The organism is Alcaligenes nematophilus (genome assembly GCF_026344155.1).
Taxonomy (GTDB): domain Bacteria; phylum Pseudomonadota; class Gammaproteobacteria; order Burkholderiales; family Burkholderiaceae_B; genus Alcaligenes; species Alcaligenes phenolicus.
In genome coordinates, this window is sequence record NZ_JAPKMZ010000001.1 from 720,255 (window position 1) to 745,075 (window position 24,821).

At 55.2% G+C, this 24,821-nt stretch carries 24 protein-coding genes; 6 read left to right on the top strand and 18 right to left on the bottom strand.

Going from position 1 to position 24,821, the window contains the following annotated elements; translation table 11 throughout:
- Position 1 precedes the first annotated feature (1 nt).
- The 9 genes from OSH04_RS03430 to OSH04_RS03470 are packed head-to-tail and all read right to left on the bottom strand — an operon-like array spanning position 2 to position 8,201.
- The gene (locus OSH04_RS03430; protein ID WP_266107945.1) at positions 2–1,468 is read right to left on the bottom strand and encodes an aldehyde dehydrogenase; all 1,467 of its coding nucleotides are present in this window, start codon (positions 1,466–1,468) and stop codon (positions 2–4) included.
- Between the two features lie 12 nt (positions 1,469–1,480).
- A complete protein-coding gene (locus OSH04_RS03435; protein WP_035272597.1) occupies positions 1,481–2,272 on the bottom strand; it encodes an aspartate dehydrogenase in 792 nt (263 codons plus the stop codon).
- Between the two features lie 9 nt (positions 2,273–2,281).
- On the bottom strand, positions 2,282–3,076 hold the full coding sequence (locus OSH04_RS03440) for an SDR family oxidoreductase (RefSeq protein WP_035272596.1): 795 nt from the start codon (positions 3,074–3,076) through the stop codon (positions 2,282–2,284).
- Complete coding sequence (locus OSH04_RS03445; RefSeq protein ID WP_254002085.1) at positions 3,073–3,900, bottom strand: alpha/beta fold hydrolase; 828 nt, start codon at positions 3,898–3,900, stop codon at positions 3,073–3,075. Before OSH04_RS03445 ends, OSH04_RS03440 begins: the two co-directional genes overlap by 4 nt.
- Positions 3,901–3,928: 28 nt before the next feature.
- Positions 3,929–4,693, bottom strand: coding sequence for an ABC transporter permease (locus OSH04_RS03450; protein ID WP_035272595.1), 765 nt, complete (start codon positions 4,691–4,693; stop codon positions 3,929–3,931).
- A complete protein-coding gene (locus tag OSH04_RS03455) occupies positions 4,694–5,479 on the bottom strand; it encodes an ABC transporter ATP-binding protein (RefSeq protein ID WP_042481933.1) in 786 nt (261 codons plus the stop codon).
- The gene (locus OSH04_RS03460) at positions 5,472–6,482 is read right to left on the bottom strand and encodes an ABC transporter substrate-binding protein (RefSeq protein WP_052159448.1); all 1,011 of its coding nucleotides are present in this window, start codon (positions 6,480–6,482) and stop codon (positions 5,472–5,474) included. The genes OSH04_RS03455 and OSH04_RS03460 overlap by 8 nt, the downstream gene beginning before the upstream one ends.
- A 23-nt stretch (positions 6,483–6,505) precedes the next feature.
- On the bottom strand, positions 6,506–7,108 hold the full coding sequence (locus OSH04_RS03465; protein WP_052159462.1) for a cupin domain-containing protein: 603 nt from the start codon (positions 7,106–7,108) through the stop codon (positions 6,506–6,508).
- 43 nt (positions 7,109–7,151) lie between these two features.
- The gene (locus tag OSH04_RS03470) at positions 7,152–8,201 is read right to left on the bottom strand and encodes a porin (protein WP_035272594.1); all 1,050 of its coding nucleotides are present in this window, start codon (positions 8,199–8,201) and stop codon (positions 7,152–7,154) included.
- 209 nt (positions 8,202–8,410) lie between these two features.
- Between OSH04_RS03470 and OSH04_RS03475 the strand changes: the two genes are divergently transcribed.
- Entirely contained in the window at positions 8,411–9,220 is an 810-nt protein-coding gene (locus tag OSH04_RS03475) for an IclR family transcriptional regulator (RefSeq protein ID WP_035272592.1), read from the top strand.
- Positions 9,221–9,316: 96 nt separating this feature from the next.
- Here the strand turns inward: OSH04_RS03475 and OSH04_RS03480 are convergent, their stop codons facing one another.
- From OSH04_RS03480 to OSH04_RS03505, 6 genes are all read right to left on the bottom strand, one after another.
- Positions 9,317–9,928 carry a DUF2239 family protein gene (locus tag OSH04_RS03480; RefSeq protein ID WP_266107947.1) on the bottom strand — a complete coding sequence of 204 codons (612 nt, stop codon included), beginning with the start codon at positions 9,926–9,928 and terminating at the stop codon, positions 9,317–9,319.
- 372 nt (positions 9,929–10,300) lie between these two features.
- Positions 10,301–11,224: an ectoine hydroxylase gene (gene thpD / locus OSH04_RS03485; RefSeq protein ID WP_035272589.1), complete on the bottom strand. Its 924-nt coding sequence runs from the start codon at positions 11,222–11,224 to the stop codon at positions 10,301–10,303.
- Between the two features lie 18 nt (positions 11,225–11,242).
- Positions 11,243–11,635: an ectoine synthase gene (locus OSH04_RS03490; RefSeq protein WP_009456191.1), complete on the bottom strand. Its 393-nt coding sequence runs from the start codon at positions 11,633–11,635 to the stop codon at positions 11,243–11,245.
- Positions 11,635–12,942: a diaminobutyrate--2-oxoglutarate transaminase gene (gene ectB / locus OSH04_RS03495; protein WP_137430173.1), complete on the bottom strand. Its 1,308-nt coding sequence runs from the start codon at positions 12,940–12,942 to the stop codon at positions 11,635–11,637. Before ectB ends, OSH04_RS03490 begins: the two co-directional genes overlap by 1 nt.
- 97 nt (positions 12,943–13,039) lie before the next feature.
- Complete coding sequence (gene ectA / locus OSH04_RS03500; RefSeq protein ID WP_035272586.1) at positions 13,040–13,597, bottom strand: diaminobutyrate acetyltransferase; 558 nt, start codon at positions 13,595–13,597, stop codon at positions 13,040–13,042.
- The gene (locus OSH04_RS03505; protein WP_009456186.1) at positions 13,594–14,121 is read right to left on the bottom strand and encodes a MarR family winged helix-turn-helix transcriptional regulator; all 528 of its coding nucleotides are present in this window, start codon (positions 14,119–14,121) and stop codon (positions 13,594–13,596) included. The genes ectA and OSH04_RS03505 overlap by 4 nt, the downstream gene beginning before the upstream one ends.
- 427 nt (positions 14,122–14,548) lie before the next feature.
- Between OSH04_RS03505 and yddG the strand changes: the two genes are divergently transcribed.
- Positions 14,549–15,460 (top strand): aromatic amino acid DMT transporter YddG, encoded by a 912-nt coding sequence (gene yddG, locus OSH04_RS03510; RefSeq protein WP_266107948.1) that lies wholly within the window; start codon positions 14,549–14,551, stop codon positions 15,458–15,460.
- A 163-nt stretch (positions 15,461–15,623) separates the two neighbouring features.
- Here yddG and tldD read toward each other — a convergent pair whose 3' ends face one another.
- The gene (gene tldD / locus OSH04_RS03515) at positions 15,624–17,084 is read right to left on the bottom strand and encodes a metalloprotease TldD (protein WP_266107949.1); all 1,461 of its coding nucleotides are present in this window, start codon (positions 17,082–17,084) and stop codon (positions 15,624–15,626) included.
- 528 nt (positions 17,085–17,612) lie between these two features.
- Between tldD and OSH04_RS03520 the strand changes: the two genes are divergently transcribed.
- The gene (locus OSH04_RS03520) at positions 17,613–17,960 is read left to right on the top strand and encodes an H-NS histone family protein (RefSeq protein WP_009456182.1); all 348 of its coding nucleotides are present in this window, start codon (positions 17,613–17,615) and stop codon (positions 17,958–17,960) included.
- 95 nt (positions 17,961–18,055) lie between these two features.
- Here OSH04_RS03520 and OSH04_RS03525 read toward each other — a convergent pair whose 3' ends face one another.
- On the bottom strand, positions 18,056–18,703 hold the full coding sequence (locus tag OSH04_RS03525; protein ID WP_026483038.1) for a DUF4136 domain-containing protein: 648 nt from the start codon (positions 18,701–18,703) through the stop codon (positions 18,056–18,058).
- A 163-nt stretch (positions 18,704–18,866) separates the two neighbouring features.
- Here OSH04_RS03525 and pepN point away from each other — a divergent pair, with 163 nt between their 5' ends.
- Together pepN and OSH04_RS03535 are read left to right on the top strand one after the other, a co-directional pair.
- A complete protein-coding gene (pepN, locus tag OSH04_RS03530; protein ID WP_083053297.1) occupies positions 18,867–21,545 on the top strand; it encodes an aminopeptidase N in 2,679 nt (892 codons plus the stop codon).
- Positions 21,542–22,567 (top strand): class 1 fructose-bisphosphatase, encoded by a 1,026-nt coding sequence (locus OSH04_RS03535; protein ID WP_009456167.1) that lies wholly within the window; start codon positions 21,542–21,544, stop codon positions 22,565–22,567. Before pepN ends, OSH04_RS03535 begins: the two co-directional genes overlap by 4 nt.
- A gap of 254 nt (positions 22,568–22,821) precedes the next feature.
- On the opposite strand, the gene OSH04_RS03540 is transcribed toward OSH04_RS03535, so the two are convergent.
- Entirely contained in the window at positions 22,822–23,808 is a 987-nt protein-coding gene (locus tag OSH04_RS03540) for a quinone oxidoreductase family protein (RefSeq protein WP_035272583.1), read from the bottom strand.
- A gap of 148 nt (positions 23,809–23,956) precedes the next feature.
- Between OSH04_RS03540 and OSH04_RS03545 the strand changes: the two genes are divergently transcribed.
- Positions 23,957–24,817, top strand: a complete 861-nt coding sequence (locus OSH04_RS03545; RefSeq protein WP_203145633.1) for a DMT family transporter — start codon at positions 23,957–23,959, stop codon at positions 24,815–24,817.
- Positions 24,818–24,821: the final 4 nt, after the last annotated feature.

Here is a 24,821-nt window from a genome sequence, read left to right on the forward strand (position 1 = left end):
CTCATCCTTCACACCACGGATCAGGCTGTGTACTCAGCCCCATATAAATGCTTTTTTGCTGCATGTACGACAAAATACTCAGCCTGCCTTTCTCCCTGCCCACGCCGCTTTCTTTAAAACCGCCAAAGGGTGTGGAGATAGAGAATTTCTTGTAGGTATTAATCCAGACCGTGCCTACATCCAGTGCTCGGGCCAGTTGCCAGGCCTTGCGGTAGTTTTCAGTCCAAAGGCCGGCGGCCAAGCCGTAGACACTGTCATTGGCTTGCTGCAACAAGTCGTGCTCGTCCTCAAACGGCAATACCACCAGCACGGGGCCAAAGATCTCTTCCTGGCACACGCTGGCCCGGTTACCCAGCCCGGTAATAATGGTGGGGGCGTAGTAATTGCCCTGCGCCAGATCACCCTCGGTCAGACGGTGCCCACCAACTACAATCTGCCCGCCCTCCTGTTCGGCGCGTCGCACGTAGGCGTCAACCGAACTCAAGTGTTTCTCGTCTATCAGTGGGCCAACTTGAGTCGCGGCGTGCTCGGGATGCCCCACACGCAGCGCTTGTGTTTTAGCGACCAAACGCTGCATAAAGGCCTCATACACGTTTGCGTGTACAAACAAGCGCGCACCGGCGATGCAAGCCTGCCCTGAGGAACTGAAAATGCCGTAGATCACCCCATTTACGGCCAGATCCAGATCGGCATCCTCCAACACCACCGTCGGCGACTTGCCTCCCAGCTCCAGGGAGGTACCAATCAAGCGCTCTGCTGCAATATGAGCCAGCTGACGTCCTGTGCTCGTCCCGCCTGTGAAGGAAATTTTCTTCACCAGTGGATGCTGCACAATGGCATTGCCCACGACTGAACCTTTACCCGGTAACACGCTTAGCAAGCCGGGAGGCAGCCCCGCTTGCTCAAACAGGCGCGCCAGTTCCAAGGCGATCAAGGATGTCGCTTCGGCTGGTTTCAAGATCACGGCATTACCCGCTGCCAAAGCGGGTGCCAGTTTTTGCACTTCAGAGGCAATGGGCGAGTTCCAGGGTGTGATGGCGGCCACCACCCCCAAGGGCTCATGCACACTCATGGTCAACCACTCTCTGGACCGGGCATTGGTCAGCTCTGTATCCAGGGTTTCCAGACACGCGGCGGTATAACGGGCCGTGGCGGCAGCACTCATCACCAAACCACGCGTTTCTGCCAGCGGCTTGCCGTTGTCTCTTGTTTGCAAAGCGGCCAGCTCGGCCACATTCTGCTCGATCAGATCGGCCACTTTATAGAGCACCCGAGCCCGCTCCACGGGCAAGCTATTGCGCCAGGAGGGCTCTTGCCAGGCCCAGTGCGCGGCTTGAACGGCCTCTTGCACATCTTCCAGGCTGGCGGTAGAAAACTCGGCATTCACGCTACCGTCTGCTGGAAAAATGCTGCGCGCAACTGCCCCCCGGCCTTGCCGCCAATGGCCGGCCAAAAATAATGCTTTCATGTTTTTCTCCGCCTAGATGACCAGGGCGTCACCCAGTTGATAGCAAGCGCGCACCACACTCAGTGCTGCCAAGGTGGACGTCTTAGGATTGCTGGCTAAAGCGACGCCCTGCATTTCTATTTGCATCTCACCAAACGTTCCTTCGACACGGATACGATGCTGGTTTCGTGTCATGGCAGGATCAGCAATCAGCTCAACCTGAGTTGCGTCCATGCCCACCCCTGCCAGGGCGATGGTCGCTGCCACGTTTGCATTGGCCGGAAACTTCTGTGCCGCCTCACGAGCCGAGCCTCGGAAAAATACGGTCGCTTCGGTTAGCGCATCCAAATCGACCAGTTGCTCGGCATAGCTGCCTTTCCAACTGGCTGGTTTTTTACGCCCTTGATACACCACACTATCCAAACCCATTGTGCGTGCCGCGGCAATACCATCAACCCCCGCAATAGCGCCAGGCAAAATCTGTAGCTGTGCGCCCTGTGCAACCGCAAATTCACGTATCCCCTGCTCAAACACACTGTCGGCAAACGCCCCCACCGAAATCACGGCCAAAGGCAATTGGCGCTGCAATACCGCTTTGGCATGGGCTTTCAAACCAGCTTGCCCGGCCATCTCCAACACCAGATCTGGCGTTCCCACCATGTCATCCACATGGCTGATCACTTGCACAGCAGGCCCCAGCTCTTGTTGCATGGCGGCCACACCCGCTTCAGTGACAATCACCCATGCCAGTTCAATGGATTCAGGCAACAGGGCATGCACCGTTTTTGCCATGGCCCCATAGCCAATAAATGCTACTTTTTTCATCGTTCTGCCCTAAATTTCCTGACTAAACCCGCCAGACACGTCAATGACTGATCCCGTTGTATAGGAAGACAACGGCGACGCTAAAAACACCAAAGCCCGAGCCGCTTCCACAGGCTTGCCCAGACGTCCCATCGGTATGCCACGCTTGCGGGCAATGCCCGCGAGCCAATCCTCCCAGCTTTGGTCAGGATCTGATCTATCCAGGTAGCGACGTTGCCACTGCCCGGACTCCACCATACCAATCAAAATGGAGTTCACTCGAATGCCTGCAGCCACAAACTCTTTGGATAAACCTTTGCTCAAATTCAACAAACCCGCTCTGGCGGCTGAAGTTGCCATCATGTGCGGCTCAGGTTTGTAAGCCAGCAAGGAGTTCACATTGGCGATGGACGCAATGCTTGACTGGCGCAGATACGGCAAGGCGGCCCGCACGGGATTTAACACACTGAAGTACTTCAGCTGCACTTCCCGTATCCACTCTTCATCCGAGGTGTCTTCAAAGCTGGCAACTTTTCCCTGGCCCGCATTGTTGATCAGCATGTCCACACCGCCGAAACGCTGCGCTACCTGCTCAATAAATTGTTTGACGGCATCCGCATTCAACACGTCGCAACACTGTATATACAGACGATCCGACTCAAAACAGGCCGCCATTGCTTCCCAGGAATCCTGCAGGCGCCCGGAATCCCGTCCGCACCAGGCAACGTATGCGCCTTGCTCAAGCAATAGCCGTACGGTTTCCAGACCTATGCCTGAGGAGCCTCCCGTCACGACGGCCACTTTGCCGCTAACTTGAAAACTCATATGCTGCTCTCCTTCTTGTCCTGCTCGGCATGGCCAAAGACCAGGCGATCAAATAGCGCAGGTTGATCCACGTACAGCAAATGGCCAGCTTGCGGCACTGCCTGTAATTTCAGCCGTGGGTAACTGTGCTGTAAGGCCTGCATCCCAGCAGGTGGAGTAATGCCATCCTCTGTGCCGTACAAAACCTCTATGTCACCTTGAATACTCGGCAGGTAATCATCAATACTGTCGTACGCCAAGAGATAGGAAGACGCTTGGAATCCCTCCAGACGCAGTCGTTTCATTGCCTGCGTCACCATCTGCATGTTTTCGGGTGTCACTTGCCCCAACAGAAACGGCCCACGCTCTTGCGCCATGGCTTCCGGGCCCAGCGCTTCGAGCAGTCGTGGACGTTTCTCGTATACCTGCCGTTGCTGCTCTGCCGAGGTTTTGCCATAGCCCTGTGCCACACTGGCCAACACCAAACGTGACACATCCTCCGGATACAGCGAGGCATAGGCAGTGGCCATCAATGCGCCCAAGGAATGCCCCACCAGCGTGAAGGCGGGCAAACCCACCTCCTGCACCAAGGTTCTCAGTGCCTGAGCGTAATCAGCAGCGCTGGGAGTGGCCGAGGCCAAAGCGACACTGTCGCCATAGCCCGGCGCATCCCAGGCTATCAGCCGGTTTTTCCCCGCTTGGCTTGCAAACTGCTTGGCCCACAAACCCGCAGCCGAACTGATGCCGTGCAGCAAGACGTACACATCGCCTTGCTGCTCCCCGTTATCCCAATAAGACAGGCCAGAAGCCGTCTTACGCATCGCACTCTGTGTGCTCAGTGGCATGTTTTGCCTCCTACTTTCGTGCGATGGCTTATTTCTTGGCCGCTTTTGCCGACTCATGCCAAGGGATCACAACTTTACGCAGTGAACCAACGGTGAAATACAGCACGAAACCAATCATCGCCAAAAGGATTACAACGGCAAACAAGGTATCCACTTCCAGATCCTGCAGCTTGATGGTGGCCAAGTAGCCCAGACCACGCGAACCAGCCACAAACTCAGACACCACGGCACCAATAATGGCCAGCACAATTGCCATCTCCATACCCGTCAGGATGTAAGGCAAGGAGGCAGGGATCACCAGCAGTTTGAAGCGCTGCCAGGTGCTTGCCTTGCCCACCTGAAACACTTCAATCAAACCCGTATCGACAGACTTGGCCCCCAGATAACTATTGGAGAAAACCGGAAAGAAAGCCAATAGCGCCGAGATGATGATCTTGGATTCGATTCCAAAACCAAACCACAAAATGAACAGGGGAATCAGCGCCACTTTAGGCGTCAGCTGCAAGGCGATCACAAAGGGTTTGAAGATCGTGTCCAAGATGGCGATCCGTCCCAGCAACTGCCCCAGCAAGGTTCCCACAATTACCGCGATACAAAAGCCTCCCAGGCACTCGGCCAAGGTGGTGTAGATGTGATAGTAGGTATCATCACGCTGCATCAGCCGCACCAGGGCGTGCACCACATCTTCCGGTGGGGGCAAGACCAGGGGGGACACGTCAAAACCACTGACATAGGCTTTCCAGAGCAGGAAAAACACCAGCACGGAAATGATTTGAATAAGTAGACGATTCACTTACAACTCCAGATGCTGACGCAGTTCATCACATAGACGGGCAAACTCGGGATCACCCAAAAAGTTTGTGCGCGGACGCTCCAACGTAATAGGAATTTCGGCTACCACACGTCCCGGGCGCGCCGACATCACAATGACCCGATCCGCCAAGTGCACCGCTTCACTGATAGAGTGCGTAATCAGGAAAGCACCAAATTTCTGATCCATCCAGATACGCTCTGCATCAGCGATAATTTTTTCCCGGGTCAAGGCATCCAATGCCCCAAACGGTTCATCCAGCAGCAATAAATCGGGCTGGGAAAACAGGGCGCGCGCAAAAGACGCCCGTTGGCGCATCCCACCGGACAGCTCAGCCGGGCTCTTGGTTTCAAAGCCTTTCAACCCCACCATGTCGCATAGCAACAGCGCCCGCTGTTCATCTTCAGCGCTGTAACTGCCCGCTTGCATCAACTTGGGCAGCAGGATATTTTTCTGGATATTCATCCACGGCAAAAGTCGGTGCTCTTGAAATGCCACACCGATATCGGGCGTTTTCTTGTCGGCCGTAGCGGGCCAGTTCACCTGACCGGAGGTGGGCTGTTCCAAACCACATAACAAGCGCAGCAAGGTGGACTTGCCGCAGCCTGATGGACCAATTACTGCCACAAACTCACCGGCCATGATGTGCTGATTAATGTCTTGCAAAGCAATGGTCGTACCGGTAGAGGTCTTGAAATGCTTGGAGACACGGTCAAAACGAACGATGGGCGGTGCGTCAGTGGACGGTTTTTTTGCTAGCTCAGACAACGGTAGACTCCCAGATGGCATTGGTATAGAGCTGTCTGGAGGTTTCCTTCATCAGACCGGCACCCTGCAACAAGCGAGTCGCTTCATCCCACTGCTCGGGCACATTACGCAAGACATTTTCTTTACCGTGCGCCAACCACAACTCACGGTTGCCTTTCAGGTCGCCCAGCGCAATATCTTCTTTTTCAATACCTGGCACATCGAAACGACGCGCAATCGTGCGAATGACTTCCAGCAGTTGCGCATCGTCCATATCCGCCATCGCCAAGATCGCCGAGCGGGTGCCTTGCAAAAATGCGACGTGCTGCTCGCGGTTGGATTCCAGATCCTCTTCACTGGCCACATAGACTTGACCAGGCACACCGTCGTCTACAGGCAGCGCCACCAAAGGCAGTTCGGCAGCACGCAGGCGCGATACCGTGCTGGCATTGCCAAAAAATGCGGCAATACGGCCCGCCTCCACCATCGCGAACGACGCCGGACCGTCAGCAACACGCTCACGACGCACCGACTTGGGGTCCACGCCTGCTTTGGCCAGCATCAAGTTCAAGGTGGCCTCCATAGAACCACCGAATGACGCCACGCCAACCACTTTCCCTGCCAGTTCCTTCACGTCCCGAACTGGGTGGCTCTGGGAAGAAATCACCACAAAAGGTGAAATCTGTGACACCGTGCCAAAGGCCAGAACATCGGAGTTGTCTTGGGCGCGCGCAGACAGATAATTGGCGCCACCGGTGCGGCCAGCTTCTACCTGCTTGGCGGCAACCAGCTGTATGGCCTGACCGGCCCCCCTGCCCACTTCTACTTTGACGTTCACATCCAGTTTGTCGAAACCACCCGACGCGCTGGCATACAAGACGGGCGCGAAGGCCAGGGACAGCGTGAAAGGGGTCAGGTACGTGTAGGTCCCCCTTGCCTTGGCAAAGGCCACGCTGGCGCTCAGGGGCAAACTCATTGCCCCCAAGGCGCCGGCGCTATAAACCAGAAATTTCCTGCGGTTCATATGGAATCGCTCCTTGATAGGATTTAGGTGGGCTGCTTGTTTTGCGCAGCGGCCTTTGCCTGCATACGCAGCTTCTTGGCGGCAGTCAGCGGATGGTCTTCGGGATAGTCAGGCAAATCAGGCCGGTTCGCCCCCAGCATCACGCACATCAAGGACTCTTCTTGACCCTCATTGCGCAAACCGCGGTACACACCCGGTGGCACCGAAATTACGTCACGTTCATTCAAGACAACTTCGCAACGCTCTCCCTTGTATTCCAGGAACAGACGGATACTGTCGCCGCGCAAAATGAAAAAAGCTTCCTCAACGTCGTGGTGCACATGCAAGGGGCCTTCACAACCAGCAGGCAAGATCATGGTGGAAAACGTGAAATGCTCTGCCGGAATGACGTTGTCGTCATGGGTTACGCCCGCTGCTCCTGTGCCGATGTAGCGAGTTTGCGCTCGACGGTACGTCGGGTTCACCTCTGCTTGCCAACCTAGTGCATTCCAATCGTACTGACGGCTTTTGCGGCGAGCGATGCGTGATTCAATCCACTCTTGCAAACTCTTGTCCTGTGGACGCTTCCAGCTCGCAAACAGAGGAGATTCCTGATCGGGAACCGGCACAATTTGTTCTGTTGTCATATCACTCATGGCTTTCCTTTCTACTCCCAAAACATCAAATCAATCAAAATGAATGCTGCAGCCCAACACCGAGCTGGTGTTTGCGCTGTTTTTCGTCAATAAAGTGGTTGCGCACGCTGTACACGTTGCCCATCGCATACACGTTGGTGCGCTTGGAGAGTTGATAGCGGTAACCTGCTGCAAAACCGCCATTGTTCGAGAGCATGGCGCGCTGATAACTCAGCATGGCCGTCCCTCTTTTTCCAGTAGGAATGGACGCGCCGACCGTAAAGGCGCGATCTTTGTCGCCCCCTGTTTTCACATAGCCAGGCGCAGGGTTCAGGTTAATGTTGCGCTGCTCGTTATAGCCGCTGAACAAACGCACGACGCCAAAGTCATAAGACAAACCAAACTGCAGGTTTTGCGCCTTGCGATTATTACTATCTTTAATAGGATTCAAGCGCTCGTAGGTCAGCGCCGCCTTCAAGGGGCCATTGCTATAGCGCAAGCCAGCGGTCAGAACACGATTGTTGTTGGATGAGCCAAAAGACTGTTCATCAGCAGTGGAAAAGCTATAACCAATACCGGCTTCCAGCCCACCGACAACAGGCGTCTGATACGTCACCGCATTGCTCAAGCGACCATCTGCACCGTAGTCGCCGCTTTTATACCCGAAGGTAGAACCGATGCCGTTACCAGACCATGCCACGCCAAACGGGCTGGCAATAAAGGGCGTCCACGAATAGCCAAAAACAGTTTGCCGACCAAACTTCAGTTCACCAAAACCACCCTTGATTCCTAAGGTTGCTTGCCGTCCAAAGAGGCGGCCTTGGGTGGAGGTGCCGGTCGTCGTCAACAAGCCGCCTTCCATTTGGAAGGTCACGGAATAACCATTACCCAGGTCTTCACTGCCGCGGATACCAAAGCGCGATTGACCGGCAATCCCGCTGGCCATTCCAAACTTTCTGCTGTCATCCAACTGTTTTTCCAGCAACAGGCCGCTGTCCAGCAAGCCGTAGAGCTGCACGCTGCTTTGCTGGGCCAACGCAGCGCCGTGCCCAGCACACGCCATGACCAATACACCCACTACTGCCCCCATTCGTCCTTTACTCATCCCTTACCCTTTCTGTTTCACTAGTGAAATGTTGTTTTATATTAGGAACAGAAAGTATAAAATCATTTAAACTTCGAGAGAAATGAGTAGAAACCCTTTAAGCATGAATCACTTCAGACGGGCACGCCGCTGTCTATCACAATAGCGGCGCCCACTCTTATACTTAGCCACATCAACTAAACCGCTGTGACCAATACCCAAGAGAGCTTATGAGTACGACTTTGCCGGCACAACAAAACTACACCGTGCCAGGACTAGAGCGTGGCCTGCGCTTGTTGTTCGAATTCAACCGGAACGAGCAGACTTTGACGGCGCCGGAACTAGCCAAAAGACTGGAGCTTCCCCGCACCACCACGTTCAGATTATTGGCGACACTGGAAAATCTGGGCTTTGTACAGCGCGTGGAAGGTGGCCATACGTATAAATTGGGCATGGCCATTTTGCGACTGGGGTTTGAGTATTTGGCTTCTCTGGAGCTGACCCAATTAGGGACACCGATTCTGGAGCGCGTACGTGATCAAACCGGGCTCTCGTGCAACTTGGCGATTCAAGATGAACATAGCGCCGTCATCATTAGCAAAGTGGCCGCCCCCACCCCATTTGTCAGCACCGTACATGTAGGTACCCGTTTGCCGCTGCATGCCACCCTGCTGGGGCGAGTGCTGTTAAGTGATATGAAACCGGCGGATTTGCTGCAGCTGTACCCAGAAAACACACTGCCCAGATTTTCTGAGCGGACTCCTACGACCACGGATATGCTGTACGAACTCATCCGCCAAGATGCCGAGCGTGGCTATGGTTACGACGAAGGGTATTTTGAGCCTGAAGTAGGAAGTGCAGCTGTCCCGATACGCAATAAGCAGGGGCATATCGTAGCCGCACTGGGTGTGACGATTCCGGTCAGTTACTTGCGCTCCGGCAAACTGGACACCTCGTCTTTAGTCAATACTGTGCGCACCGCTGCAACAGAACTGTCCCAACTACTGGGTTATCACAGCAGCGAGTCTTCGACCAGATAGGCCATCCAGGCAGAGCTTGAAGGCCGCATAGACCTCTCCCTCCGCAGACCCGGCTTCAAGTGGGATTAACAGAGGGAGAGGATACTTTTTTAAGCTTTATTGCACCTCAGATGCATCGACATCTTGAACCAGCTTGATAGCATGGTCCCGCACATCTTCCGGCCAGCCAGCCAGCAGGGTTTTGAAGCGCTCCAGCTCATCAGCAAACAAGGCTCGCATCGCTTCCTCAAAGCCAGGCAAATCTCCACCGATTGCCGTCATGAAGTTATAGGCTCGTTCCTGCGCCTGGCGACGCTGATCTTTGGCGGCGCTGGCACGGCGAGCTTCTTCAACCAGTTTGCGTAGCGCAACCGATGCCCCTCCGGGTTGAGTCGCCAGCCAATCCCAATGTCGTGGCAACAAGGTCACTTCACGAGGAATCACGCCCAGCTTAGGGCGACCACGGCCGCGTGGAGCTTCTTCCTCTGTCTGCTCGACCTCTACTTCAGGAGCATCCACTGGCGCATAGCGTTGCGCCAGCTCTTCGTCCGTCCCTTGGGTGTTCACATCCACAAAACGGCCTGTCACATCGTCAAAGATCAGTACGGGATCGTTAACCCGGCTCTCCAGCACTTTCTTCACGGCCAGCACATTGGTCAGCATGGGACCGGACGCGATACGGCGGTGGCCCATAAAGCTGGTGTAGGTATTGGGGTAAGTCGTTTTCATGTCAAAACCAGAGCTTCAAGTAAGAAGGTTCTATTTTTACCCGGATGATATTAATTAGTCAATATTACCCGGGTAAAAATAAACGATTGTTGCTAATTGGGTGCATTAACACAGTTGATCCCGTCCAGCAGCCATCACAAGGACTCCTGGACATGCCGAGTCATATCTGATGAGCATCTCCGATAACTGCTTTTCCGGACGCCGGCCAATCAGTACGGTGCAGACCCGTCATTTACCAACGCCCGCCCCCAGACGCTGGCCGCTCCCCTCTTCTTCACAATCCTGAGCCCACAAAAAAACGCCCCCTGAAATAAATCCAGGGAGCGTCTTATCCGGCCAGGTCTGCGCACAAGGCGCAGACCTTCTTTCTGCCTAGGACTCCAGCAGCGGTCCGTTCAACGGCGTCAGGACAGGGAACTGCCCGCGAGTGGCCACATGCGCAGGACGGGGTGTCAGCCCCTGCTTGGGATCACCCACGCAGTTTTCCACGCTGTTATAGACCGTAAACACATTGGCTCGTGGCCAAGGCGAGATATTGCTGGCCGAGCCGTGCAAGGTATTGCAGTCAAAAAAGATCACCGAACCGGCCTTGGCAGTAATGGCTTCAATGCCACCCTGATCCACCAGCAAACGCAGGCTGATCGGATCGGGTACGCCATACTCCTGCTTGCGCAAGGACTCCTTGTAATGGTTGTCCGGTGTCTGCCCTGTGCAAGAGATGAACTGGCGGTGCGAACCCGGCACTAGCATCAAGGGGCCATTGCACACATTATTGTCAGTCAACAGCACCGAGCAGCTTAAGGCGCGCATTTGCGGCATGCCATCTTCGATATGCCAGGTCTCGAAGTCCGAATGCCAGTAAAACTCCTTGCCGGTAAAGCCCGGTTTCAGGTTGGCACGGGACTGATGCACATACACCTCCGAGCCCAGAATCTGGCGGGCCACATCCAGTACACGCGGGTCGCGCACCAGGCGGGCAATCAGCTCGCTTAACTCGTGCACTCGAAAGATCGAGCGCACGGCCTGACTGCCCTTTTCCACCACCGCTTCTTCACGCGACAAGATGCCGGGATCGGTGCTCATGGCTTCCACATTACCCAGCAAGGCTTGCACTTCCTGCGCATTGAACAAATCAGGCAGCAGCAAAAAGCCATTGTCCTCGTACTCCCGCAGCTGGGACTTGTTCAAAGGCTGGCTACCTACCGGATCCGGATACACCACCGGCTCCTGGCGGCTGACGATGGCCGCCGTTCGTTCTGTACGGGATGTGTACAGATCGCTCATGGTCACTGTCATCATGCTCTCCTTAGGTCTTCAGTCTTCCACGATGGCTGGGTAAACCCCTTTCTCATCGTGAACTTCCTGACCGGTCAGGGGCGGATTGAACACGCAGATCACTCGCAGCGGCTCTTTGCCACCGCGCAGATAGTGTTCATCGTGCTGGTCCAGGGCATAAACTACGCCTGGGCCCAAATCGTATTTCTTGCCGTCGGCAACGGTTTCGATTTCGCCATCGCCCTCGATGCACCACACCGCTTCCAGGTGATTCTGGTAGTGGATGTGAGTCTCGGTGCCAGGAAAAATAACGGTTTCATGAAAGGAAAAACCCATGCCGTCTTTCTTGAGCAAAACACGGCGGCTGACCCAGGTGTCTGTGCGCACCTCGTCACGGGTTCCAATCACATCTTGTACGTTCTTGACCAACATTAGCGTGCTCCTCCAATCTTCAGAATCTTGGCCTGGCTGCCGCGCTTGGACAGGCACTGGGCCACGCTGCGTTCAATAATGTCCAGGCCTTGAGTCAGCTCTTCATTGCTGATCGTCAAGGCAGGCAGCAGCTTCAGAACTTCGTCGTGGGCGCCCGAGGTTTCAATCACCAGACCTTGCTTGAAAGCCTGTGCAGCAATTTCATTGGCCAGACCGGCACCGGGCGGCGTCACCAGGCCCTGGATCAGGCCGCGACCACGTACGCTCAAACCACGATCTGGATAGCTGTGCACCAGGTTTTCCAGCCAGTCGCGCACTTGACGCTCCTTACCCTGGATCTCGGCTTCAAAGTCCTCGTTGGCCCAGTAGCTTTCCAGAGCTTGAGCCGCAGTCACGAAAGCCAGGTTATTGCCACGGAAGGTGCCGTTATGGGCGCTGGGTTTCCATACGTCCAGTTCAGGACGCAACAAAACCAGAGACATGGGCAAGCCAAAACCGGACAAGGATTTGGACAAGGTGATGATGTCAGGGCTGATACCGGCCTGCTCGAAGCTGAAGAAGCGGCCCGTGCGACCACAACCGACCTGAATGTCATCGACAATCAGCAGCATGTCGTGCTCGCGGCACAGACGTTGCAGTTCACGCAGCCAGCGCTGTGTAGCAACGTTCACGCCCCCTTCACCTTGCACGGTTTCCACGATGACCGCGGCAGGATGGTCCAGACCACTGCTGGGGTCTTCCAGCAAGCGCTCCAGATAAGCCATCGTATTGACGTCCGGTCCCAAGTAGCCGTCATAGGGCATGAACGAGGTATTGCCCAGGGCCACACCCGCTGCACTACGAAACTTGGAGTTCGCCGTCACTGCCAGGGAACCCGTGCTGACGCCGTGGAAACCGTGCGTAAAGGAAATCACATTCTGGCGGCCCTTGACCTGGCGTGCCAGTTTTAACGCCGCCTCCACGGCATTGGTGCCGGTAGGCCCCGTAAACTGCAAGCGGTAGTCCCACCCGCGCGGTTTGAGCAGCACTTTGTCCACCGTTTCAAGAAAGTATTTCTTGGCGCTGGTGGCCATGTCCAAACCGTGTACCAAGCCGTCGGTGTTCAGGTATTCAATCAGCTTTTCTTTCAGATGGGGATTGTTATGCCCATAGTTGAGCGTACCGGCTCCACTGAAAAAATCGATGTATTGCTTGCCTGACTCGTCCTCCAAAACCGAGCCTCGGGCTTTGTTGAAAATGACCGGGAAGGACCGGACGTAGCCCCTTACTTCAGACTCCATCCGGTCGAATATTTTTAAATCAGTCATATTTCCTCTCCTGGTTATAGAACGGCGTGTCTTGAGCCGACAAACAACAATCAGCGAACCAGACCGGCTCTACCGTTCATTTGCGTAAAGTCCCCTCTTATCCAGAGTCCAAGGGGCCGATTCGTAATAGAGGTTCTGCCTCGTGAGCCTGTGCGGCAAACAAGGCGGTATCAAAGAATTCCTGTTCCTGCATGGGGGCGCCCCAACGCCGGGCCATGGCCGCAAACAGGCCACGCGAAGCCCGGTTTCCGGGGCTGACCGTCGTTTCCAGATAGCGCAGGGAACGGCCACGCAGACGCTGTCGCAGATGCTCCAGCATGGCCTGCCCCAGACGACGCCCACGGGCGCGCTCATGCACGGCCACTTGCCACACAAAGAGCACATCAGGACGGTCGGGGAGAAAGTAGGCAGAGATGAAACCGTCTATTTGTTCCCCACGCTGCGCGACAACGCAGGTCTGGGAAAAGTGCTCGCTGAGCAGCAAATAGAGATATTCAGAATTCAGATCCAGTGGCGGGCTATCGGCAATCAGCTGATGGATTGCGGCCGCATCACGCAACAGGGGCGCACGCAGTATCAGCGCCGGGTCACTGGGGGCAGGGTCGGCGGCAGTCTTGCTGCCTGCCGAGCTGCCCGGACTAGGTCGGTCCGTCAAACCACCAACCCGGATTCGGGGGGGACATCCCCTTCCGGGACCTCAAGAATAGGCGAGGCCGTATCGTCGGCCTCCAGCACAACATCCGGGTCAGCATCGAGCAAGCGCACAATGCGCTCCAGGGACAAGGTCATGGTGGCCTGTTCCAGCTCGGGCAACTCTTTCAAGGCGTCCGACAACTTCTTTTGCAAGGGGGACGGCGTATCGCGTGCCAGGGTCTCCCCTTCTGGTGTCGCACTGACAAATACAATGCGTCGATCTTCACGACCACGCTCGCGCAGCACCAGCTTCTTGTCTTCCAGGCGGTCCAGAATACCAACCACGGTGCTGGGGCTGACGTGCATTTCGCGGCTGATGGCCGTGGCCGTCAACGGGCCTTTTTCGATAATGGTGCGCAGGCAGATCAACTGGGGCGCGGTGATATTGCTGTACGCCGACAGCTGCCTGGAATGCAGGGCAATCGAGCGCGTGATCTGGCGCAAAGCCCGCAAAATTCGTAAATCGTAGTGTTGATCTGTGGTCATTTAATTAGCCAAACAAAATAATTCAGCACGATTAATTCGTGTTGAAATGATATGCCTAGAAAAGATTCAAGTCAAACCGATTTACACTCAAAATCATAGAGAGCATAAACAAGCGGTTCTGACTCAAAGTCCAAAAAAATGTAAGTACCCTGGCTTACGGGGGCGGACCAGCAAGGCGCAGAAAATACCCTGCCTGCTCCCCTTTTCGCCTTGAGTGGCTCGAGCCGACACGCCGCTTACAGTAAACTGCCACGAGCCCTTGCCGTGGGGGCCTGTCGGTTTTCACTCAAGACCGGGTGTGCCGCGTCACAGCCCTGCTTGCAAACCGGCACAGCCTGATACAAACCCGGTCCATTAACCCATAAGTCTCTTGGCCAAGTAAAGCCTGCTCCTGTTCTCGCCGTGCCTTGCAGACACTGAAACCCGCATGAAGCAATCTGATAAGGCAACCCTGATTGGTCTGATCGCCATTGTTCTTTGGAGCATGATTGTCGGCCTGATACGCAGCGTCAGCGACTACCTGGGTGCGACTGGCGGCGCCGCACTGATCTACACCCTGGCCTCTGTCTTTCTTCTTTTATCGCTTAGCTGGGTACGCTTGCGCGACTTTCCGCGCCGCTACCTAATCTGGGGCAGCGTTTTGTTCGTCTGCTATGAGCTGTGCCTGGCTCTGTCCATTGGCTACGCCCACAACAGCCAGCAAGCGATTGAAGTGGGAATGGTTAATTATCTGTGGCCCACCTTTACCATCGTGGCCGCTATTTTGTTCAACAAGCAAAGAGCCAACTGGCTGATCGCACCTGGCCTGCTTTTGTCCATGATGGGTATCAGCTGGATTCTGGGCGGTGAGCAAGGTTTGAGTCTGCGCGGCATCTGGTTGAATGTGCAGGACAACCCCTTGAGCTACGGCCTGGCCTTTAGTGGCGCACTGATCTGGGCGGGCTACAGCACCATGACTGCACGCATCGGCCAGGGCAAAAATGGCATTACCTTGTTTTTCATGCTGACAGCCACCGTCTTGTGGATGAAATATCTGGGCCAAGGAGCACCTGCAATGACCTTTACCCTTCCAGCACTGATCTACTTGCTGCTGGCGGCCATGGCGATGGGCTTTGGCTATGCGGCCTGGAACGTGGGTATTTTGCACGGCAATGTCACCATACTGGCCGGCGCCTCCTACTTCATTCCAGTATTGTCAGCCGCCCTGTCTACTTTTTTGCTGCAGGCTCCCTTGACGCCAAGCTTCTGGCAAGGCTCGGCCATGGTGTGTTCGGGCGCCTTGTTGTGCTGGCTGGCCATCCGGGTCTGCAAACCCAGGCCAATGAAAAGTGCTACCTGAAAAACCATATTCATTAATCCGGGCACGGCTGTGCCTGATGAGCAAAAATCAAAATTAAATTCTATTTGCTGCACTGCAATAAAAACAGCATAAAAAAAACCGCCCAACCTTGAATTAAGGGGGGCGGTTCTTTTTATCTACTTTGATTAGCCAACAAATTAAATCAGGCGGTTCCACCTACGGTCAGATTTTCCATCCGCACGGTAGGAATACCGACTCCAACCGGAACGCTTTGACCTTCTTTACCGCAAGTCCCCACTCCTGAATCCAACTGCATGTCATTACCGATCATGCTGATTTGGTTCATGGCATCGGGGCCGCTACCAATCAAAGTGGCACCTTTGACGGGATACATCAGTTTGCCGTTTTCAATCACCCAGGCTTCCGAGGCCGAGAAAACAAACTTACCGCTAGTAATATCGACCTGGCCGCCACCGAAGTCTACGGCATATAAACCCTTTTTAACCGAGGCAATAATTTCCTGAGGGTCTTTATCGCCACCCAACATAAAAGTGTTGGTCATGCGTGGCAAAGGAAGGCTGGCGTAGGACTCGCGTCGACCGTTGCCCGTAATGGCAGCGCCCATCAGACGCGCATTATGAGTGTCTTGCAAATAGCCTTTCAAAATACCGTCTTCAATCAAGACGGTACGTTGTGTGGCATTGCCCTCATCATCCATATTCAGGGAGCCACGGCGGTTTTCCAGGGTGCCATCGTCAATGACGGTCACGCCCTTGGACGCCACGCGCTGGCCAATACGACCCGAGAACAGGCTGCTGCCACGACGGTTAAAGTCCCCTTCCAAACCGTGGCCCACGGCTTCGTGCAGCATGACCCCTGGCCAACCTGGGCCCAGAACCACCGTCATCTGACCGGCAGGCGCAGGTTTGGCTTCCAGATTCGTCATGGCCGAACGCACGGCCTTATCCACGTAGCTGCGCAGCATATCGTCGGAGAAGTAGGACAGATCAACCCGTCCACCACCTGCCGCCGAGCCGCGTTCACGGCGGCCATTTTGTTCAACAATGACCGACAAGGACAAATGCACCAAGGGGCGTACATCGGCGGCCAGACGACCATCGCTACCGGCCACCAGCACGACATCGTATTCCGCACCCAGACTGGCCATGACCTGCACCACGCGCGGGTCCGCTGCACGAGCCAAGGCATCCAGTCGCCCCAACAGGGCTACTTTGTCAGGAGCAGGCAGGCTGGCAATAGGGTCTGTGCCCGTATACAAGGTGGGGCGCTGCCTGTCGGCTGGCACCAAAATGCCGCTTTTGCCTGAACCGCCCTGGCGGGCAATCGAGCGCACCACACGGGCCGAAGACAGCAAAGCCTCGGGGCTGAGGGAATCCGAATAGGCAAAGGCGGTTTTCTCGCCACTTAATGCGCGCACACCCACGCCCTGCTCAATGGAAAAGCTGCCGCTTTTGACGATTCCTTCGTCCAGCGCCCAGCCTTCGCTGCGGGTGTACTGAAAATACAGGTCGGCATAGTCAGCCTGATGGGTGAAGATCTCACCGAGCGCGCCGGACAAATGGCTTTCATTCAAGCCCCAGGGCTCAAGCAACAGTCCACGGGCGCATTCCAGGGCATTGATAGCCGGATCAACTAACTTCATCGTTTATTCCTACTGACAGATCCCCGGCAAACCCATGGCTGCAAGGGACGAAAATGGGTACCAAAAGACGTGCTGACATCAACTTGGCTTCCGTCCATCTGAGCATTAAAACAGAATGTGCCCCCGTATGCGATGCCGACGTACTGATCGGGCAGTTTCCGGGCTTTCAGAACCATGAATCAGCCTGTTGAACTAATAGGTTCAAAAATTCCAATTACGACATTTTCTGATACGGAATTAAAACTATTTTAAAATCTTCCTAATTAGAAACCCACCTATATGGTTTTGATATAAACCCATTCAAATTCATGATAACCCCTGATTAGATTAAATAATCAAGAGCCATTGAATTGTCTAATGACCTTAAATAATTACAAAAACCAAACACCTTTTTGATTAAGCGTTTATTTTTTATCCAAACCACTTATCTTTTCAAGAAAATCAAAGTACACTGTTTTCGCATGATAAACACGAGCTTGTACAGGCAGGGTTTATCAGATAACTACAATCATGAAACAGGAATCCCATATGTCAGTCGAAACTTACAGCTCCGCGAAGCAAAAGATAGAAAAAGAGATTCTGCGTCTGCAAAAGCAGATGAAATCCCTTCGAGTCAAACAGCGTCGTCCTGTCATCGCGTCTATCGTCAAGTCCATGCAAGATAACGAGATCACGATTGAAGAAGTCGCTGAAGCGCTGGAAAATTCCGCCCGCCGCGGCGCTGGTGCTGGTTCCAACGGCCCTAAAACCAGCCTGCCTCCAAAATACCGCCACCCCGGCACCCAGGACACCTGGACGGGCCGTGGCCGCCCACCACGCTGGATTATCGATGCTGAAGCCAATGGTCGCAGCCGTGAAGAGTTCCTTATCAAATAAGTTTTGGGAACCAAACAAAAGAAAGGGACCGCTTGAAAAAGCGGTCCCTTTCTTATTGATATAAATCCCCTACATAATGCCGGGGTTCTGGCGACTCAATCCCGAGCTAATGGATATCGGATATCAATCACTTGTCCATTATTACCCGGGAAACCATCAAATATGGCCTGGGACAAAAACGGCATCTGCTGGTCCAGGTTGTCGGAATGGCTATAAGACACGGCGGTGGCGCGATACACTTCTGCGCCCGAGTTTTGATTATCTGTAATGATTACATTTAGATAATTTTTATACACAGTGACAGGAACATTCACTACATTCGGAGAATAAAAGAAACCTCCGCCCCAACCATCATTTGGCGCATAATAGCCGCGCCCGATTCCCCACGCCGATGGACCATAAAAACTATCTGCAAATTGAGGCACCCAGCTTTGTTCTTGCGGATTGCCATAATCCATTTGCACCACAAAACGCGCAGACTTCAGATCCGCTGCTTGCACCAGTCCGGTCACACCAATAGAGGCCCGTACAGAATCTGCAAAAGACTGGTATTGCAGACTACTGCTTTTGTCCGGCGAGGACTTGATGTAATAGGTATCGCCACTGGTCGCCGTGGGCCATTGCTGATAACGCGTCAATTTGGCGGACCAGCTAGGCGCAGCGCAAGCCGTGGTCAAAACCGCCAATACCAGGCTCATCAGGCGTAGGGCGCGCCAGGAAAACCCTTCAGAAAATAACGTCATAGTTTCACCCTTGCTTGTTTTTCGCTTGCACGTTCAAGCCCGATTAATGGCAGCGCCGTAGCGCCGACGAACAATTAGTTTACTGCCTGTTTCTGGCGTCCAGTGTGGGCGTTCAAACAACATTACAATAGACCATCTTTTTCGATTGTCGGACCAGGATCACATGCGCACAGACACCTTACCTACGATCTCCCGCCACGATTACCAGCCCTACCCTTATCAAATAGATAAGGTACGGCTGGAATTTGATTTGGCGGCCGAGCAAACCTTGGTTCGTCTGGCTTTTCGAGCCAGCAGCCGGGACGGCCAGATCCGCCCCCTGGTACTGGATGGCGAAGACATTGAACTGCTTGAAGTCAGCCTCAACGGGGTCGCCCTGACCGCCCAGGATTACCAGCTTGATGAACAGGGCCTGACGCTCTCGCCCCAGACCGCAGAATGTGATCTGGTGCTGGTGAGCCGTTGCCGCCCCCAAGACAACACCATGCTGATGGGCTTGTATGTCTCGGGCCAGAACCTGTTTACCCAATGTGAAGCCCAGGGCTTTCGTCGTATTACCTTCTTCCCGGACCGTCCTGATGTGATGTCCCGTTATGAAGTGGTCCTGCGCGGCGATGCCAAGCTCTACCCTTATCTGCTGTCCAACGGCAATTTGCTGGAAAGCACTACGCTGGACGATGGACGCAGCCAGGCCATTTGGGAAGACCCATTTCCAAAGCCTTCTTATTTATTTGCACTGGTTGCTGGCGACTTTGATGTGCGCGAGCGCGAAATCAAAAAAGCCAATGGCCAGCCTGCCCTATTGCAGGTTTATTGCGATCGTGGTGACGGCGATAAAACAGAATGGGCCATGGAATGCCTGGAACATTCGGTACGCTGGGATGAACAACGTTTTGGGCTGGAACTGGATCTGGACCGCTTCATGATTGTGGCCGCTCGCGACTTCAATATGGGCGCGATGGAAAACAAGGGCCTGAACATCTTTAATGCCGCCTACGTGCTGGCCGATGCACAAAGCACTACCGATGCGTCCTTTCACGCCGTGGAAGCAGTTATTGGCCATGAGTACTTCCATAACTGGACCGGCAACCGCGTCACTTGCCGCGACTGGTTCCAGCTATCCCTGAAAGAAGGTCTGACGGTTTTCCGCGATCAGGAGTTTTCGGCCGACATGCTGGCTCAAGGGCTGGACGGCGCTCAAGCCGCCAGCGCCCGCGCCGTCAAACGCATTGATGATGTCAGCGTCCTGCGCGCGGCCCAGTTCCCTGAAGATGCCGGCCCAATGGCTCACCCCATCCGCCCCGAGAGCTATCAGGAAATCAGCAACTTTTACACCGCCACAATTTACGAGAAAGGTGCGGAAGTCATTCGCATGCAGCACACCTTGCTGGGTGAAGAAAACTTCCAGGCTGGTATTCGTGAGTACTTCAAGCGCCATGACGGCCAGGCAGTCACTTGCGACGATTTCGTGGACAGCATGGATAGCGTGTATCGCCAGGTCAAACCCGGCCAGAGCCTGGAACAGTTCCGCCGCTGGTATCAGCAAGCGGGAACGCCACGCGTTCAGGTCAGCCTGCAGCACGACCCTGCCACTCAAACCGCTACGCTGACCCTGCGTCAAAGCAATGCACCCGCCGGGATCGAAAACAAATCCACACCCAAGCCACCTTTGCACATCCCCTTTGCCTTGGGCATGCTGGATCAGCAAGGCGCACCACTGACCCTGCACCTGGATGGTCAGCAAGGCGATACGCTGGTACTGGATTTCACGCAAGCCGAACAAAGCTGGACCTTCACGCAGATTCCTGAGGCGCCCGTCCTATCCTTGTTGCGCAATTTCTCTGCGCCTGTGCGGGTGGACTACTACCGTCCGGATTCCGAGCTGGCTTTGCTGGCCCGTCACGACACGGATCCATTTGCACGTTGGGAAGCGGCTCAACTGCTAGCGACCCGTCTGATCTTGTCCTCGGCATCGGGACGCACACCGTCGGCCGCACAATTGGCGACCGTGGTGCAAACCTGGCATGCGCTGGTACAAGACCCGGCCTTGAGCCCTGCTTACAAGGCGCGCATCCTGTCCCTGCCCAGCGAGCGCGAATTGCTGGAACAAACCAAGCCCATGACCCCGCGCGCCGTTGTTCAGGCCCGTCGTCAGCTGCAACGTGAGCTGGGCCTGGCCCTGACTCCCTACTGGCAGGAACTGTATCAGTACCTGAGCCTGGAACAAGCCCCGTACAGCCCCGACGCCTTGCAGGCTGGCCAGCGCTCCTTGCGCAATCTGGCCCTGAATTACCTGCTGGTTGCCGGTGTGAATACCGGCCCGCAGTTGGCACGCAATCAATACGATCAGGCCACGAATATGACTGATCGCATGGGTGCCTTGAGCGCTCTGGTGAATTACGGTGACCAAGAGGATCGTCAAGACGGCCTGGATGACTTTTTCCAGCGCTGGCAGGACAATCCTCTGGTGCTGGACCGCTGGTTCAGCTTGCAGGCCACCGCCCCCAGCACGCAAGTTGCCCAGGTGCGCGCCCTGATGCTGCATCCCGCTTTCTCGATGCGCAATCCTAACCGCGCCCGCTCTCTGATTTTCCAGTTCTGCATGAATAATATGCAGGCTGTACACACGCCGGAAGGCTATGCCTTCTGGGCTGAGCAAGTCATTGCCCTGGACAAGCTCAACCCGGAAATCTCTGCCCGTCTGGCCCGTGTGTTTGATAACTGGGCCCGCTTTGAACCCGAAGCCCGCGACCTGCTCAAGGCAGCGCTGGAGCGTATTCAGGCCGAACCTGGCCTGTCGGGCAATGTGGCCGAAATCGTACATAAAGCATTAACTCTTTGACCTCGGAGTCTGTCTTGAAGAAAAACCTTACTCAGTATCTGGTGGAGCAACAGCGCCAGAAGAAAACGGTCACCGCCGACGTGCGCCTGCTGCTGGAAACAGTGGCTCGCGCATGCAAGGCCATTGGCCATGCCGTCAGCAAAGGAGCGCTGGGCGGCGTTCTGGGTTCTCTGGACTCCGAGAATGTCCAGGGCGAAGTTCAGAAAAAGCTGGATGTGCTGTCCAACGAAATCCTGCTGGAAGCCAATGAATGGGGCGGTAACCTGGCGGCCATGGCCTCCGAGGAAATGGATACCCTGCACCGCATTCCCGACTACTACCCCAAGGGCGAAAACCTGCTCTTGTTCGATCCGCTGGATGGCTCGTCCAATATTGACGTGAACGTGTCCATCGGCACGATCTTCTCGGTCCTGAGCGTCCCACCTGAAGCACGTGATCGCGTCATCGAAGAGCAAGACTTCCTGCAACCCGGCGTGCGTCAGGTTGCCGCCGGCTATGCCATTTACGGCCCGCAAACCATGCTGGTTCTGACTGTCGGTGACGGCGTCGCCGCCTTCACTCTGGACAAGGAAATGGGCTCCTGGGTGCTGACCACCGAGCGCATCACCATCCCCGAGGACACCTCTGAATTCGCCATCAATATGTCCAATATGCGTCACTGGGAAGCCCCGGTAAAACGCTATATCGACGACTGCCTGGCTGGCCCGGACGGCCCACTGGGCAAAAACTACAATATGCGCTGGATCGCCTCCATGGTGGCCGATGTACACCGCATCCTGACCCGTGGCGGTATCTTCATGTACCCGCGCGATGCCCGTGCCTCCGGTCGCAAGGGCAAGCTGCGTTTGATGTACGAAGCCAACCCCATGAGCTTCCTGGTCGAGCAGGCCGGTGGCATGTCGATTGACGGTACACAACGCATTCTGGACGTACAACCTACCGAACTGCACCAGCGCATTGGTGTGATTCTGGGTTCGCGCAATGAAGTCGAGCGCGTGCGTCAGTACCACGAGCAAGGCTGATTCCTGTCCGCTGAATCTCAGCGGCTGCCGCACTGCTAAATAAAAATGGCCTCCTTAGCGGAGGCCATTTTTTATAAGTAGAACTATTGGGGCTGCGTGCTTATCGGGCTTTCAAAATACCTGACATACAAATCGGGACATCAGGAAAAACAAGCAACGCCAGAAGAGTGGATGCCTGACTTACACCTGTTATATCAAGCGCAGCGCTGAGCAAGGGCTAGCTGTTCATCCCCCTTCTTACCCGATAATCCGCCTTAATCCAGCGTCAACACCGTCGAGCCCGTGGTACGACGCCCTGCCAATTCCTCATGGGCCTTGGCAACCTGATCCAGCGGGAAACGCTGACCAATCAGCGGCTTGATCTTGCCTTGCAGCACCAGCTCGAACATTTCGTCAGCGGCATCTTGCATGGTTTCCTGTGTAGGCACATAAGCCCCCAGCACAGGACGGGTCACATACAAGGAGCCCTTGGATGCCAGCGTCGCCAGATTCACACCGGTTACCGGGCCGGAGGCATTGCCAAAGCTGACCATCAGGCCACGCGGCTGCAAGCAATCCAGCGAGCGCTCCCAGGTATCCTTGCCCACGCCGTCATATACGACTGGTACTTTCTGGCCATTGGTCAGTTCCAGCACGCGCTGCACCACGTCTTCGTGGGAGTAATCAATCACTTCCCACGCACCGTTCTCTTTCGCCAAAGCGGCTTTCTCGGGACTGGACACCGTACCGATCAACTTCACGCCCAAAGCACGTGCCCATTGGCAGGCGTACAAGCCCACGCCACCCGCAGCGGCATGAAACAGAATCGTCTGGCCTTCATGCACGCGATAGGTCTGGCGCAGCAAATACCAGCACGTCAAACCTTTGAGCATCATGGCCGCCGCCTGCTCAAAAGTGACGCCATCAGGAATGCGTACCACACGATCAGCAGGCACATTACGGGCCTCGGCATACGCACCCAGCGGGCTTTGACCGTAGGCAACACGGTCACCCACTTTCAGATGCGTGACACCCGAACCGACTGCTTCCACAATGCCGGACGCTTCAAAACCCAAACCATGCGGCAAGGGATTGCTGTAGAGGCCATTACGGAAATAGATGTCGATAAAGTTCAAGCCCACTGCTTTTTGGCGTATGGTGACTTCCTTCTCCTGCGGAGCGGGCAGCTCTACCGAAGCCCACTGCAATACCTCCGGACCACCATTACGCTCAATCCGTATCGCCTTAACCGTCTGCGTCATTGTTTTACTCCTTTGATGAGGGGCCCGTAGCAATGTCTTAGAATAATGCCTTGCTCTTATTGCCTGCCCGACCCACTAGCCCTATCACTGGCTGATATAAAACACCAGAATAGCCTAAATTGACTCCTTTTTTCTCGGATCGCTTTCCATGACGCATGGACGTGCTCTGGCTGCCATTCATGTGGCCGCCGTACTGTTCGGACTGACCGGCATTTTTGGTGAACTCATTCAGGTCGGCGCCATGCTGATCACCGCGGGCCGAGCCAGCTTTGCAGTCCTGGCCTTGTTTATCAGCATTCGCTCTCAAGGGCGCGGTTTGGGTCAGGGCATGAAAGCAGCGGACTTTCGCACCCTGCTAATGGCCTCCATCATGCTGGCCATTCACTGGGCCACTTTTTTTGTGGCCGTCAAAGTGGGCGGCGTGGCCATTGCCACCTTGGGCTTTGCCAGCTTCCCGGCCTTTATTACCTTGTGTGAATGGGCCGTACTGCGCGAGCGCGTCACCGTATCGGAGTGGATCATTCTGGCCTTGGTCACCGTGGGCTTGTTGCTGGTGACCCCCTCTTTTGATTTCCAGGATCAATCCACCATTGGCCTGGCCTGGGCCATTGCCTCCGGCTTTACTTTCGCCATGTTCACCCTCATCAACCGACGCGCAGCCAAGCACTTGTCGGCACAGCAAGTGGCCTGGTGGGAAAACCTGTTTGTCGCCCTGATGTGCTGGCCTTTTGCCATACCGCTGCTGGGCGACAGCACGCTGGTGGACTGGGTATGGATTGCACTGCTGGGGGTGTTTTGTACGGCCTTGTCGCACTACCTGCTGGTCTCTGCGCTAACCGTTCTGAATGCTCGCAGTGCCGGGATTGTGATCGCCCTGGAGCCTGTCTACGCCATCGCTTTTGCGGCGCTGCTTTTCGCTCAATACCCCAGCAGCCGTGCGCTGCTGGGTGGCGCCATCATGATTGGAGCCATCACTTGGGCAGGCTTGCGCCCACCCAAGTCCAACTGATGGC